This is a genomic window from Streptomyces viridochromogenes DSM 40736 (genome assembly GCF_000158955.1).
Lineage (GTDB): Bacteria > Actinomycetota > Actinomycetes > Streptomycetales > Streptomycetaceae > Streptomyces > Streptomyces venetus.
On sequence record NZ_GG657757.1, the window covers coordinates 1,458,270 to 1,471,847 of the forward strand.

7 protein-coding genes and 5 pseudogenes are annotated in these 13,578 nt (G+C 74.6%); 5 read left to right on the forward strand and 7 right to left on the reverse strand.

What is annotated here, in order from left to right; genetic code table 11:
• The 4 genes and pseudogenes from SSQG_RS06240 to SSQG_RS06255 form a co-directional block, all read right to left on the reverse strand.
• Window positions 1-3,347: pseudogene (locus SSQG_RS06240) on the reverse strand (hypothetical protein); the annotation flags it as partial.
• Between the two features lie 38 nt (window positions 3,348-3,385).
• Window positions 3,386-4,267: a hypothetical protein gene (locus SSQG_RS06245; RefSeq protein WP_003988876.1), complete on the reverse strand. Its 882-nt coding sequence runs from the start codon at window positions 4,265-4,267 to the stop codon at window positions 3,386-3,388.
• A gap of 109 nt (window positions 4,268-4,376) precedes the next feature.
• Window positions 4,377-5,904, reverse strand: a pseudogene (locus SSQG_RS06250) (hypothetical protein).
• A 69-nt stretch (window positions 5,905-5,973) separates the two neighbouring features.
• Window positions 5,974-6,669, reverse strand: coding sequence for a GntR family transcriptional regulator (locus SSQG_RS06255; protein ID WP_003988878.1), 696 nt, complete (start codon window positions 6,667-6,669; stop codon window positions 5,974-5,976).
• 126 nt (window positions 6,670-6,795) lie between these two features.
• On the opposite strand from SSQG_RS06255, the gene SSQG_RS06260 reads away from it, so the two are divergent.
• The 5 genes and pseudogenes from SSQG_RS06260 to SSQG_RS42110 all read left to right on the forward strand — a co-directional run bounded on the left by SSQG_RS06260 (window position 6,796) and on the right by SSQG_RS42110 (window position 11,210).
• Complete coding sequence (locus SSQG_RS06260; protein ID WP_003988879.1) at window positions 6,796-8,097, forward strand: MFS transporter; 1,302 nt, start codon at window positions 6,796-6,798, stop codon at window positions 8,095-8,097.
• Window positions 8,094-8,945 carry a putative hydro-lyase gene (locus SSQG_RS06265; protein WP_003988880.1) on the forward strand — a complete coding sequence of 284 codons (852 nt, stop codon included), beginning with the start codon at window positions 8,094-8,096 and terminating at the stop codon, window positions 8,943-8,945. The genes SSQG_RS06260 and SSQG_RS06265 overlap by 4 nt, the downstream gene beginning before the upstream one ends.
• A 16-nt stretch (window positions 8,946-8,961) precedes the next feature.
• Complete coding sequence (locus tag SSQG_RS06270) at window positions 8,962-9,720, forward strand: LamB/YcsF family protein (protein ID WP_003988881.1); 759 nt, start codon at window positions 8,962-8,964, stop codon at window positions 9,718-9,720.
• Window positions 9,717-10,229: pseudogene (locus tag SSQG_RS42105) on the forward strand (5-oxoprolinase subunit B family protein); the annotation flags it as partial. The gene SSQG_RS06270 and the pseudogene SSQG_RS42105, both read left to right, overlap by 4 nt.
• A 111-nt stretch (window positions 10,230-10,340) precedes the next feature.
• Window positions 10,341-11,210: a biotin-dependent carboxyltransferase family protein gene (locus SSQG_RS42110; RefSeq protein WP_039934826.1), complete on the forward strand. Its 870-nt coding sequence runs from the start codon at window positions 10,341-10,343 to the stop codon at window positions 11,208-11,210.
• 42 nt (window positions 11,211-11,252) lie between these two features.
• Here SSQG_RS42110 and SSQG_RS06280 read toward each other — a convergent pair whose 3' ends face one another.
• The 3 genes and pseudogenes from SSQG_RS06280 to SSQG_RS42525 all read right to left on the reverse strand — a co-directional run.
• Window positions 11,253-12,149: an SGNH/GDSL hydrolase family protein gene (locus SSQG_RS06280; RefSeq protein WP_208865621.1), complete on the reverse strand. Its 897-nt coding sequence runs from the start codon at window positions 12,147-12,149 to the stop codon at window positions 11,253-11,255.
• Between the two features lie 86 nt (window positions 12,150-12,235).
• Window positions 12,236-13,416: pseudogene (locus SSQG_RS06285) on the reverse strand (glycosyltransferase).
• Window positions 13,413-13,578: pseudogene (locus tag SSQG_RS42525) on the reverse strand (glycosyltransferase family 1 protein); the annotation flags it as partial. The pseudogenes SSQG_RS42525 and SSQG_RS06285, both read right to left, overlap by 4 nt.

Here is a 13,578-nt window from a genome sequence, read left to right on the forward strand (position 1 = left end):
CCTCCGGGAGCTCGGTGTGCGCGTCACCGTCCTCGGGCGCGTGCCGTTCGGTCTCACCGCGCAGTCGCCCGAGCTGCTCGCTCGCGCTCGACATCCGGGTCTCCAGGAGCTGCACCAGCTCCTCGGCGCGGGCGGCGGCGGCCTGGCGGCTGGGTCCGTCCGAGCCGTCGGGGGATTCGAGGAGCTGCTCGGCGCGTGTGCGGACCTTGTTGCTCAGCCGGTCCAGTTCCGCGCGGGCCGCGCTCTCGTCGCTCTCCGCACGGGCCTGCTCGGCCCGCAGGTCCGCGCCCACACCGACCTTCTCGTACACCTGGGACGCGGCCCGGTAGGCCTCGCGCAGGGCGGGCAGGGATGCCTTCGGGGTCTGGGCGTCGTCCTCGGGCACGTCGTCGGGGGCGCCCGCGATCTCGGACCGCTCGGCGCGCAGCGCGCGGGCGGTGCGGCGAGTGTCGTCGGCGGCGCGCTGGGCGGCTCGTCGGTCCTCGTCGGCGGCGCGGGCGCGCTCCAGGCACGCCTGGGCGGCGGCCTCGGACTCGGCGGCCTCGTCGGCCAGCTCGCGCAGTCTGACCTGCCAGCCGGCCCGCTCGCGCAGCCGGAAGGCGAGCCCGGCGAGGGCGTCCGCGGAACGGCGGGCCTTCTGGGCGGCCTCCTGCCGCTCGTCCCGGACCCGGGCGGCCTCGCCGGCGACCTCGTCGGCCTCCCGCCCGCGCGGTGCGCGCCTCGGTCAGCTCGGCCTCCGACTCCTCGGCGAACACGCGGGTGTCGTGGGCCGCCTGGCCCAGTTCGGCGAGCCGGCCGGCCGGGCACCCGGTGCGCCAGGAGGCGAGCCGGGCGGCCAGCTCGCGGTCCTTGCCGAGCCGTGCGGCGAGCGCGCGGATCTCCTCGTCCCGCTCGGTCGCCCGGGCGCGCAGGGCCTGGCGCTCCTCGTCGGCGGCGTGCTCGTCGTGCATGGCCGGGTTCGGCGGCACGAGGAACACGTCGCCGCTGTCGCTGTCCGGGGCGGGGGTCGGGGCGAGCAGGGCGGCTGCCGTGCCGACCGCCACGGCGGAACGCGGCAGCAGCGCCGCGTCGCCCAGCGCCTCCCGGGCGCGTGCGTGGGAGTCCGGGTCGGTGATGATCACGCCGTCGACGAGTTCGGGCCGGGCGGCCAGCACGCGGGCGTGGTCGGCCGGGTCGACGGCCTGTGCGAGGTAACGCCAGCCGGGCAGTGCGGGGATGCCGTGCTCACCGAGGAACTCGACGGTGGCCAGCACGTCCGGGCCGGGCGGCAGCAGCCCGCCGTCACCGAGCGCGCCGAGGATCCGGGAGTCGTCGGCGGCGGCCGTACGCAGGTCGAACAGCTGCCGTTCGGCGGAGCCGATGGCGTCGTCGAGGAGTTCGCGCAGGTCGTCGGCGAAGCGGTCGAGCTCCTCGGGGCTGAGCCCCTGCTCGCCGGGCGCGGGCGGGGCGGCCGGCTCGTGGTCCGTGCCGTGGCGGGGCTGCGGGATGCCCGGGCGGGTACCGGGGGTCAGGCTGAGCAGCTCCGCCAGCCGCTCCTCCCCCGCCAGAGTCTCGGCGGTGCGGCGCTCGGCCTGGTACGACCGCTCGGCCGCCGTCGCCGCGTCCGCCGCACGGGCCGCGGTCAGTTCGGCGCGGGTCTCGGTGACGGCGGCCTCGCGTGCGTGCTCGGTGGCCCGGCGGGACTCCTCGCGGGCCGAGTCCCAGGCCGCGACGGCGGTCTTCTCGGCGTCGCTGGCGGCGAGGGCCGCGCGGGCCGGGTCGGCGTCCGGCGCGCTGTCGTCGAGCCAGCCGGCCCGTACCGCCTCGGCGGTCTCCTGCTCGACCTCGGCGAGGCGCTGCTTCAGGTGCCCGACCTCACTGCGGGCGCGCTGCGCCTGGGTTGCGGCGGCGGTGGAGTCGCTGTAGGCCGCGTCGCTGACCTCCTGGAGGGCCGCGGAGCGCTCCTCCTCCTCGTTGGCGTGGTTCTCGGCGTTCTCCGCGGCCGCGTGCAGGGCACGGACGAGGTCGGCGGCGGCCTTGGAGCGGGCGGCCAGCGCGGGGGCCGCGTCCCGTTCCGCCTCCTGGATCGCGGCGGAGACACGGGCGACGCGGTCGGCGGCGGCGCGGTGGCGCAGTACGGCCTCGGCGGCCTGCCAGGCCGAGTACAGCGTGCGGGCGTCGGCGAGTTCGCGCTTCTGCGCGGCGGCGGACTTCTCGGCCGCGGCGAGCGCCAGCGAGGCGTGCCGGTAGGCGAGTTCGGCGGAGATCAGGGCGCTGCGTTCGCGTGCCGCCTCGGCGTGCGTGACGGCGTAGGCGGCGGCGGTGACCCGCTGGGCGAGGTCGGCGGCCCGGGCCCGCTCCCGCACGCCGCGCGCGGACAGCCTGCGTGCCAGGGTCCGGGTACGGCGCTCGGCTCCGGTGTGGATGTCCCGCGCGCGGGTGCGGGCCTCGGCGGACTCGACGATCCGTCCCAGCAGGTCCACGGACCCGGCGGTGAAGTCGCGTTCGGCGATCAGCTCGGCGCGCCGGCCCAGCTTGTTGCCGAAGCCGCTGACCAGGTCGGCGAGCCCGTCGGTGTCCCGCGTGTCGGTGACGGCGCGCAGCAGCAGGTCGGTGAAGTCGGCATCCTTCTTGACCGCGAAGAGACCGGCGGCCTCGCCTTCGTCGGCGTTCATCTCCCGCTGGTAGCGGAAGAGTTCGGGGTCGAGGCCCAGGTCGCCGAGGTGCTCGATCCAGCGGTCGTGGATCTCCTCCCAGTGCACCTCCAGGTGCGGGTACGTCTTGCCCGCCTCCGTGAGGGCGTCGCGGAAGCCCTTCATGGTGCGGCGCCGCCCGCGCGCGCCCGATTGCCCCTCGACCGGGGCCCGTACGGCGGTGGCCTCGGCCACGGGGAGATTGTCGAGGCTCAGTCCGGGTCCGGGCCGGAAGGAGTACCAGGCCTCGGCGAACTTCCGCGGGTCGTTGGAGACCTGCCGTCCGCGCCACTCGCTCACCTTGCCGACGACGACGCACTCGCCGGTCTGCACGTGCTGCCACTCCAGCGCCACGTGGCCGCAGTCGTCGGCGAGCAGGAACTTGCGCAGCACGCCGGAACTCGCGCCGCCGAGCGTGTTCCGGTGTCCCGGCAGCATCACGGAGAAGATCAGCTTGAGCAGCACCGACTTGCCGCCACCGTTCTCCAGGAAGAGCACGCCGGCGGGCGCGGGCCGGCGCGGCGGGCCGACGGGCTCCTCCTCGAAGAACTCCGCCTGCATGGGGGCGGGGTCGGGCACGGGCTCGCCCACCCCGCGCATATCAAGCACGGTGTCGGCGTAGCGCGCACCGGCCGGCCCGATGGAGTAGAGGCGGACCCGGGACAGCTCGTACATGGCGGACTCTCGTGAGGCTTCTCAGACGAAGGGATGGTTCAGGAGGAGTGGAACGGGAGCCCGGCGTCGGCGACCAGATCCAGGTCGTCGCTCTCCTCGGCGGGCAGCAGCGTCGGTGTTCCGTCGGTGACCGGGACGACGCCCAGCTCCAGCAGCTCGGCCATGGCGGCGCTGCCGGCCATGTCCCGTACCTGGAGCTGGTAGCGGGCTGTCGTGCGGTACGTGCCGCCGTTGTCGTCGCCGGTGCGCTGGAGGAATCCGGAGTCGGTGAGGAAGGCCACGGCCTTGGCCACGATGCCGGTGGTCGAACCGGCGAGCCGGCGCGCGTCCTTGGTGGCTCCCGTCGAGCTGCGCCGCACCCAGATCCGCCAGGCGGCCTCCAGGCCGGGCGCACCGGTCGCCGGGTCGGTGTTCTCGCCCTGTTCCTCGGCGCGCTCCTCCAGGCGGCGGCACGCCTGGCGGACGAAGGCGTCGACGCCGTTGACCGTGACGCGGCCGATGTAGCCGTCGTCGGCGAGGTCCTCGGGGCGCGGGAACGCCATGGCGGCGACGGCGAGATGGGCGAGCCCGTGCAGGAACCGGTCGCCGCCGTCGGCGGACGTGCGACGCGCGTAGTCGCCCATGCGGACGGCGAACACGGAGTCCTCCGCGGCGGTCACGGCCATCCCCGCGCGCGGGGACACCTCCAGCACGATCAGCCCCAGACCGGTGGCCACGGCGTCGGCGAGCCGGGCGAACGGCGGGTCCTCGCGGTAGCGCCGCAGCAGGTCCGCGTACTCCTGGTCGCGGGCGGGCTGCAGCTTGGGCTGCAGGCCGAAGGAGACGAGCCGCGCCGCGTCGGCGGCGTCGGCGGGAGTGACGGCGGCGGTGGCCGCCGGGGCCGCGCTCTCCGCGTCGCCCCACTCGACGTGCTCGCTCACGACTTGAACTCCTTGACCTTGTAGACGGGATTGCGGGCAACGCCCTCGCAGGCGCGGGGAACAGCGCGACCGGCCACGACGGCGTCGCGGCCGCCCACCGGCGGAAGCATCACGCGGCCTCCGTCCTGTCCGCCGCCATCCCCGCCGCGTCCAGCAGCGCCGTCCCGACGATGAGGTCGGCCCCGCCGAACTCCGGATCGTCGAGCTCGGTCCCGTCGTCCACGGCGAACAGCAGCTTCTGCTCGCCCTGGCGATAGGCCAAACCGAAAAAGCGGACTGGCCGCGTGCACCGCCAGCAGCGCCACCAGATAGGGCAGTTCGGGATCCTGGCGGCGGGCCTCCGAGAGCAGGCCCGACAACCGCCGCGGGGCGTCCGCCGGCAGGTCGAGAAGCTCCCGCGCCGCGGCCAGCTGCTCCTCGCTGAACCGGCTGTCGTCGGGCGTGGCGATGAGGTCCGGCTCGGGCATCTCCGCACCCAGGTGCTCCCGCTCCACGGGGGGCGTGAGCAGTATGTCGACGAGATCGCCGACCCGGACGGACACCGGTGTGCGCAGCCCGGTGCCGCGCCCGAAGAAGGCGTCCGTGACGCGGACGGCCTGCTCGAGCGGCAGGGGCAGGACGGGGGCGACGAGATGGCCGTACAGGTCGATCCCCGAGGTGGCCGTCGGCGTGGCGAAGGCCTGCCGGTCCTGCTCGGCGCGGAACAGCGGCCCGGCCTCGAGCAGCCGGGACTGCAGCTGGGTGTGCCGGCGGATGCAGTCCTTGACGATGTCGACGAGCTCGGCGGCGCGGCGCTTGTGCTCCGGGTCCTCGGACTCGTCGCGGGCCTTGCGGATGTTCGTGAGGATCGCGTTCTCGTGGCGGTAGCGGTCGGCGACGTGCTCCAGCGCCTCGGCGATCATGTCGGGAACGGTGCTGAGCCAGTCCACCGCGCGCACATTGCGCCGGGTGGCGTCCAGGGCCCGGCGCAGGGTCTCCGAGTACTGCACGGTGCGGTAGCGGGCCTGTTCGGCCGCGAGCTGGGCGTCGGCGAGCCGGCCGCGGCTGATCAGCACCTCCAGCTTGACCTCGGCGGCGATCTGCGCGCTGGTGACGTCCGTGTCGAGGGCGCCGACGAGAACGTTGACCGCTTCGTCCGTCGTACGGAGGTAGACCGTGCCGCCGGGGCCGGGGACCTCCTCGATCAGCTTGAAGTCGTAGTCGCGGCGCACATAGGTGCCGTCCGCCCCGAAGGTGCCGTACACCGCGCGGAAGCCCCGGTCGACACTGCCGACGTTGATGAGGTTCTCCAGGACCCAGCGGGCCACCCGCTCGTGCTCGGCGGGGGGCCGCTGCGGTGCCTGGGCGGCGATGCGCGGGGTGAGGCGGGCGACGATCTGGTCGTGGTCCGCGCCCGTGTCGAAGTCCATGTTCAGGGTGACCAGGTCGATGGCCGCGAGGGCGACCTCCGCCATGCCGTACACCGAGTACTCGCCGGCCAGGTTCGCCTTGCGCACGTCGAGGTCGTGCAGCGGCGCGGTGCAGGCGAGCGCGCGCAGGCGCCGCGCCAGGCCCTCGTCGGCGGCCGGCCCCGGCGCGGGGCGCGGCCCCGCGCTGAGCTGGGGCGGAACGCTGTCCGTCGATGCAGGCGAAGTCACGGTGCACAGACTAGGTCCTGGGTCTGACAACCACCCAAACGACGCGGGTGCGCCCCCGCGGCGGTCCCGTCAACCGTCCTCGCCCACCCGCCGTCGGTACACCTCCACGACCCGCTCCAGCGAGTCGTCCAGATAGCCTGCGAGCAGACGCTCGGCCTTGCCGCGCTCCCCGGCCTGAAGAGCCTCAAGAATCGCGACATTTCGCGCGATGTACGGTTCGTGCAGCCGCTGCGGCTCGTCCACCACGTGGAACGCGAGACGCAGTTCGGCGAAGACGCTGCGCATCAACTCGTCGGTGCGCTCACTCGCGGCGAGGGCGACCAGTTCCCGGTGGAAGTGGATGTTGGCCGTACCCACACCCTTCCAGTCACCTTCCCGGGCCGCCCGCCGCCCCTCCGCGACGGCACCGGCGAGCCCGTCGAGACCGTACGGCGGCTGCCCGAGGCCGCGGACGACGGCGCACTCGACGAGCCGGCGGGTGCGGTAGATGTCCTCGACGTCCTCCACGGTCAGGACCCGGACGAAGACGCCCCGGTTCAGCTCGTGGACGAGCAGGCGTTCGTGTGTGAGCAGGCGGAACGCCTCGCGCAGCGTGTTGCGGGAGACGCCGAGCGCGCCACCGATGCTGTCCTCCGACAGCCTGGTCCCGGGCGGGAAGTAGCCCTCGGCGATCCGGCTTCTGAGGATGTCCGAGACCCGCTCGGCGGTACTCGTGCGCCCGAGGAGAGCCCGGTCGTCGGCGAGGTCCTTCAGCTGCTCTGCCATGCCGGAATTCAATCGCAGATCAGAAGAACAACCAACATAGGTATTGAGGGATCGTTGAACAATCCTCTACGGTGCTCAGCACGGCTCGTCCCGAAGCACTCTCCGTCCCCCCTCTGCGAGGTGCCCATGAGCACGACCCCTCCACCACAGGCCCTGACCGACGACTCACGCTCCGCGGCGGACGAACACACCGCCGATGACGGGGCGTTCGGCTGGCTGCGCGCCCTCGGCCCGCGCGGCCGCCGCGCGTTCGCCGGTGCCTTCGGCGGCTATGCCCTCGACTCGTACGACTACTTCACGCTGCCGCTGAGCATGGTCGCGCTGTCCGCCTACTTCGGCCTGAGCAGCGGCCAGACCGGCCTCTTCACGACGGTCACCCTGGTGGTCTCCGCGATCGGCGGTGCCCTCGCGGGCGTCATCGCGGACCGCATCGGCCGGGTGAAGGCACTGATGATCACGGTGATCACCTACGCGGTCTTCACCGTCGCCTGCGGTTTCGCGCCCAACTACGAGACGCTGCTGGTCTTCCGCGCCCTCCAGGGGCTCGGTTTCGGCGGCGAGTGGGCGGTCGGCGCGATCCTGGTCGCCGAGTACGCGAGCGCCAGGAACCGGGGGCGCACGCTCGGCGCGATCCAGAGCTCCTGGGCCGTGGGCTGGGGCCTCGCCGTGATCGCCTACACGCTGGTCTTCTCGGTGGCCGGCGACGACCTGGCCTGGCGCATCATGTTCTGGACCGGGGCGCTGCCCGCGCTGCTCGTCATCTGGCTGCGGCGCAGTGTGCACGACGCGCCCGAGGCCGCCGCAGCTCGTGAACAGAGCGCGGAGAAGGGCTCCTTCACCGCGATCTTCAAGCCCGGTCTGCTGCGCGTCACCGTCTTCGCGGGTCTGCTCTCGACCGGTGTCCAGGGCGGCTACTACACGCTGGCCACCTGGGTGCCGACGTACCTGAAGTCCGAGCGCGACCTGTCGGTCGTGGGCACCGGCGGCTATCTGACGTTCCTGATATCGGGTGCCTTCCTCGGCTACCTGACCGGCGGCTACCTCACGGACAAGCTGGGCCGGCGGCGCAACATCTGGCTCTTCGCCCTGCTCTCGGCGATCTGCATCCTGGCGTACGCGAACATCCCGAGCGGCGCCAACACCCTGCTCCTGGTGCTCGGATTCCCGCTCGGGTTCTGCATGTCGGCGATCTTCAGCGGCTTCGGCTCCTACCTGAGCGAGCTGTACCCGACGGCGGTGCGCGGCACGGGGCAGGGCTTCACGTACAACACCGGGCGCGCGGTGGGTGCCGTGTTCCCGACGGCGGTCGGCTTCCTGGCCGACAGCTGGGGCGTGGGCGGCGCGCTCGTCTTCGGCGCGATCGGCTACGGCCTGGCGGCGCTGGCGCTGCTCGGGCTTCCGGAGACGCGCGGGAAGGAGCTCGTGTGAACCCCGTGAGCACCGGCACCGGCACCGGCACCGGCACCGAGGACCGTCCTGTGGTCCTGGTCGACGAGCACGCGCACGCGTGGCGCCCGGAAGCGGCGCGCGCCCGCTTCCGGGAGGGGCTGACGGGCCCCACCGCCGGAGTCGCGGCCGGCCACACCCAGGTCAACCTGATCTCGGTGCCCGCCGACTGGGCCTACGACATGCTGCTGTTCTGCCAGCGCAACCCCAAGCCGTGCCCGGTCCTCGACGTGACGGACGCCGGATCATGGACCACCGTGCTCGCCGAGGGCGCGGACCTGCGCACCGACCTGCCGCGCTACCGGGTGTGGCGGGACGGCGAGCTGGTGGACGAGCCGACGGATGTGCGCGCCCACTGGCGGGACGACCTGGTGTCGTTCCTGATCGGGTGCAGCTTCACGTTCGAGTGGGCGCTGAGCGAGGCGGGCGTGCCGATCCGGCACGTCGAGCAGGGCCGGAACGTCCCGATGTACGTGACGAGCCGGCAGTGCCGTCCGGCGGGGCGGCTGCACGGGCCGCTGGTGGTGTCCATGCGGCCGGTGCCACCCCGGCACCTGGCGGCGGCGATCCGGGAGAGCAGCCTGCTGCCGGCGGTGCACGGCAGCCCCGTGCACTGCGGCGAGCCCTCCGGGCTCGGCATCGACGACCTCGGCCGGCCCGATTTCGGCGACCCGGTGGACGCCGAGCCCGACGACATCCCGGTGTTCTGGGCGTGCGGAGTCACTCCGCAGGCGGCCGTGATGGCCTCCCGCCCGCCGTTCGCCCTCACGCACGCCCCGGGGCAGATGTTCCTCACCGACGCCCGCGACGAGCAGTACCGCGTGGCCTGACAGGAGACCGACAAGGATGACCTCGATCGACCTGAACGCCGACCTCGGCGAGGGCTTCGGCCGCTGGCGGCTCACCGACGACGAACGGCTGTTGTCGGTGGTCACCAGCGCCAACGTGGCGTGCGGTTTCCACGCCGGGGACGCCGCCACCATGCGCCGGGTGTGCGAGCTGGCGGCCGAGCGCGGCGTCCGGATCGGCGCCCAGGTGTCCTACCGGGACCTGGCCGGGTTCGGGCGGCGCGCGATGGACGTGCCTCCCGCCGAGCTGGCGGCCGAAGTGGCCTACCAGATCGGTGCCCTGGAGGTGTTCGCCCGCGCGGCGGGCTCCGGCGTGGCCTACGTCAAACCGCACGGCGCGCTCTACAACCGGGTCGTGCGCGACGAGGAGCAGGCCGCCGCGGTCGTCGACGGCGTGCTCCTCGCGGATGCCACGCTGCCCGTGCTGGGCCTCCCCGGCTCGCGTCTGCTGGAGCTGGCCGGCAAGGCCGGACTGCCGGTCGTCACCGAGGCGTTCGCCGACCGGGCGTACACCGACACGGGCACGCTCGTGCCGCGGGCTCGGGAGGGCGCCGTGGTCACCGACCCGGACACGGTCGTCGAGCGGTCCCTGAGCCTCGCCCGCTCCGGCGAGGTCGTCTCCCACTCGGGGACGCGGATCGACGTACGCGCGCGATCCCTGTGTCTGCACGGCGACACACCCGGCGCGGTGGAACTGGCGCGCCGGGTGCGGGAGCGTCTGGAGTCGTCGGGGGTCCGGGTGGAGGCCTTCGCATGAAGGTCCTGCCCGTCGGCGTGGACGCCCTGCTCGTCGAGGTCTCCTCGGACGACGAGGCCCAGGCGCTGCACGCCGAGCTGCTGCGGCGCCGCGCGGAGGGCTCGCTGGCTGCCCGCGAGATCGTCCCCGCGGCCCGCACGGTCCTCCTCGACGGCCTCGACGCCCCCGCCCGGCTGGCCGCCGAACTGACCGCGGCGGAACTGCCGCCCGCTCCCCCACGCGCGCGTGAGGTGGTCGAGATCCCGGTGCGCTACGACGGGCCGGACCTGGCCGACGTCGCCGCGCACTGGGGCGTGCCGACGGGGGAGGTCGCCCGTATCCACGCCGAGACGGAGTTCCGGGTGGCCTTCTGCGGCTTCGCGCCCGGCTTCGGCTACCTCACCGGTCTGCCGTCGCGCTACGACGTCCCGCGACGGGCCACCCCGCGCACGGCCGTCCCGGCCGGCTCGGTGGCGCTCGCGGGCCCGTACACCGGCGTATACCCACGCTCGTCACCCGGCGGCTGGCAGCTGATCGGCACGACGGACGCACTCCTGTGGGACCACGCGCGCGTGCCCGCCGCGCTGCTCTCGCCGGGCATGTGCGTGCGGTTCGTCCCGGTCCTGGCCGGTGAGGCACTCATGACGGACCACGCCCTCGCCGTCGTGCGCGCCGGGGCCCTGACCACCGTTCAGGACCTCGGCCGCCCCGGGCACGCCCACCTCGGTGTGCCCCGCTCCGGGGCGCTGGACCGGCCCGCGGCGGACCTCGCCAACCGGCTCGCCGGCAATCCGCCCGAGGCCGCGGTACTGGAGACGACCCTCAACGGCTGCGCCGTGCGCCCCCGTTCCACGGTCGTGGTGGCCGTGACAGGCGCGCCCTGCCGGGTCACGGTGGACGGCCGGGCCGTCCCCTGGGGCGCGCCGCTGCGGCTGCCGGCCGGTGCGCTGCTGGACGTCGGGCCCGCCGTCTCGGGGGTGCGCTCCTACGTGGGCGTCTGCGGCGGCATCGCTGTCGAGCCGGTACTCGGCAGCCGTTCGACGGACCTGCTGTCGGGGCTCGGTCCCGCCCCGCTCACGGACGGCACGGTGCTGCCCCTGGGCCGGCCGACAGGCGTGCGCGTGCGCGTGGACGTCGCCCCGCAGCCGGCGCCACCGGCCGAGCTGGTCCTGCGGGTGACGCTCGGCCCGCGCGACGACTGGTTCACGCCGGGAGCCGTAGGAACCTTCGTCTCGCGCCCCTACCGGGTCTCCCCCGCGAGCAACCGCATCGGGCTGCGCACGGAGGGCCCCGCCCTGGAGCGGACCCGGCAGGGGGAACTTCACAGCGAGGGCATGGTGCTGGGCGCGGTACAGGTCCCGCCCGACGGCAGGCCGCTGGTGTTCCTGGCCGACCACCCGACCACCGGGGGCTACCCGGTGATCGCGGTGGTGCACGCCGCCGACCTTCCGGCCGCCGCCCAGGCGGTTCCCGGCACACCGGTCCGCTTCGTGGCGGTGCGCCGCCGCTGAACCGGCCGGGCCGGTCTAGCCGCTGTGTACCCGTTGAGCCGGTCAGGCCGCGTCCGGCTGCTCCGCCACAGACAGGGCCGCGAGCGCGGCCGACACCGCGGCGGACGCCCGGAGATCGAGCCGGGCACTGGTGCCCCGGGCCCGGTGCCGGAGCTCGTCGGCGGCGAGGGTCAGGAGCTGGGGCAGCAGGTCGGTGCACCGGCGCGCCACCCAGCCGGTGCCGGCGGTGGCCAGCCACCACAGGCTCGCCGACTTCGCCGGGCCGGGGAACTCCGGCTCGGGCGAGGGCGCGGGACCCGTCGCGAGTCCGTGCTCGGTGAGCAGCTCGTGGAAGCGCAGGGCCAGTTGCCGGTGGCCGCGCTCCCCGGGGTGCAGCCGGTCCGCGCTCCACATGGCACGGTCGGTGATCCAGTCGCCCTCGCACGCGTGCAGGTGCAGGGCTCCGTGCCGGTCGGACAGCGCGTGGACCACCGTGTTCACGGCCCGCTGCCGCCGCGCCAGCGGATGGGCCAGGGCCCCCGGCAGGCCGAGCATCGTGCCCGGGTCGGGCAGACATGCGGTGAGCAGGACCGCGCCCTGCTCGGTGAACGCCGTGTACACCTGGTCGAGCCGGGCGGCCACGGCCTGGATGTCGAAGGTGCAGCGCAGGGTGTCGTTGACACCGACGACGACGGACACGAGGTCGGGCCGCAGCGCCAGCCCGGCGGGCAGCTGCCGCTCCAGCACGTCCCGGGTCTGCGCCCCGCTCACCGCGAGGTTGGTGAACCGGACGGGTTCCCCCTCGGAACGCACGACACGCCCCTCGGCGGGCGCGGCAGGCCGGTCGGCAGACAGGGCAGGCCCCTCGGCGAGCCCGTCGGCGAGGAGCGCGGCCCAGCCGCGCCACCCGTCCCCGACCGGGTCGCCCACACCCTCGGTCAGCGAGTCACCGAGGGCCACGAACCGCAGAGGCCCCGCGGGCCGCGCAGCCCCCTCGCACCGCGTAGGCGCCTCGAACCGAGCAGCCCCCTCGAACCGTGGGGGTCTCATGCCACGCCCCCGGGCACGTACGGGCGGACGGGGACGGCCGCGTCTTGGGTTGTTGAGGAACGCGTCGACCGCCGCGTTCCACCCGAAGCACGCCGCACGCGCGCGTGCGGCGTCGCGCCGGTCCCGCCTCCGGGCGTTCCAGCAGCACGTCCACGGCGTCCGCGAAGGCCTCCCCGTGGTCGGCCGCGACGGCCCCGGCGGAGCCGATCACCTCCGGCAGCGCGGACGACGCGCTCGCGACGACGGGCGTGCCGCACGCCATGGCCTCCAGCGCGGCGAGCCCGAAGGTCTCGGCCGGCCCCGGTGCCAGGCCCAGGTCGGCGGACGCCTGGAGCGCGCCGAGCAGACCCCGGTCGCGGACGTGGCCCAGGAAGGTGACCGGCAGGCCGCTCTCGTGCGCCCGCTGTTCGAGCCGGGCGCGCAGCGGGCCGTCCCCGGCCACCACCAGCACCGCGCGCCGCCCGCGCCGCCGCAGCGCCTCCAGGGCGTCGAGCGCCGTGCCGGGCCGCTTCTCGACGGACAGCCGCGAGCACATCACCAGCAGTGTCTCGTCCACGCGCGCGTGCCGTGCCCGCAGCTCCGGGTCGCGCAGCGCGGGGTGCCGCTGCACCAGGTCGACGCCCAGCGGGGCCCGGACGACGTTGCGTGCCCCGATCCGCACGAACTCCCGCTCGGCGAACTCGGTGGTGCACACCACGCGCGCGTACGTGTGGGCCGTACGGACGTTGAGGGCGTCGGCGGTCCGGCGGGCGGCGCCCTCGGGCAGGCCCCAGGTGCGCAGCACGCCGTCGGCGGTCTCGTGGGAGACCATCACGGCCGGGACCCGGGCGCGCCGCGCCCACTTGCCGGTCCACCTCAGGGTCGTGCGGTCGGAGACCTCCAGCCGGTCCGGCGCGAGCTCCTCCAGCAACCGGGCCACCCGCCGCTTGTCGGCGAGCACGCGGTAGCCGCCGGTGCCGGGCAGCAGCGGCCCGGGGAGGGTGATCACCCTCCCCTGCTCGGTCTCGCGGTCGCTCGCCCGCTCGCCGGGGACCACGAGGACGGGATCGTGCCCGGCCGCCTTGTAGCCCTTGCCGAGTTCGCGCAGGGCGGTGCGCAGACCGCCGGAGGCGGGCGCGACGAAGTTCGCCAGCCGGACGATCCGCAGCGCCCGGATGTTCTGGCTGCCCGGGTTCATGCCGCCACCACCGTCCTGCGCGCGGCGAGCACGTTCGTGTAGTGCCCGATCAGCCGGTCCCCGACGGCCGCCCAGGTGCGGCCCTCCACCGTGGCCCGCCCGGCGGCACCGAAGGCGGCCCGCAGTGCGGGGTCCGCGGCCAGGGCACGCACCGCGTCCCGT

Excerpts from the sequence above, each read along its gene's own strand:
- SSQG_RS06255 (WP_003988878.1), bottom strand. The coding sequence starts at position 6,669 with ATGGCAGAGCAGCTGAAGGACCTCGCCGACGACCGGGCTCTCCTCGGG.
- SSQG_RS06260 (WP_003988879.1), top strand. The coding sequence starts at position 6,796 with ATGAGCACGACCCCTCCACCACAGGCCCTGACCGACGACTCACGCTCC.
- SSQG_RS06270 (WP_003988881.1), top strand. The coding sequence starts at position 8,962 with ATGACCTCGATCGACCTGAACGCCGACCTCGGCGAGGGCTTCGGCCGC.
- SSQG_RS42110 (WP_039934826.1), top strand. The coding sequence starts at position 10,341 with ATGACGGACCACGCCCTCGCCGTCGTGCGCGCCGGGGCCCTGACCACC.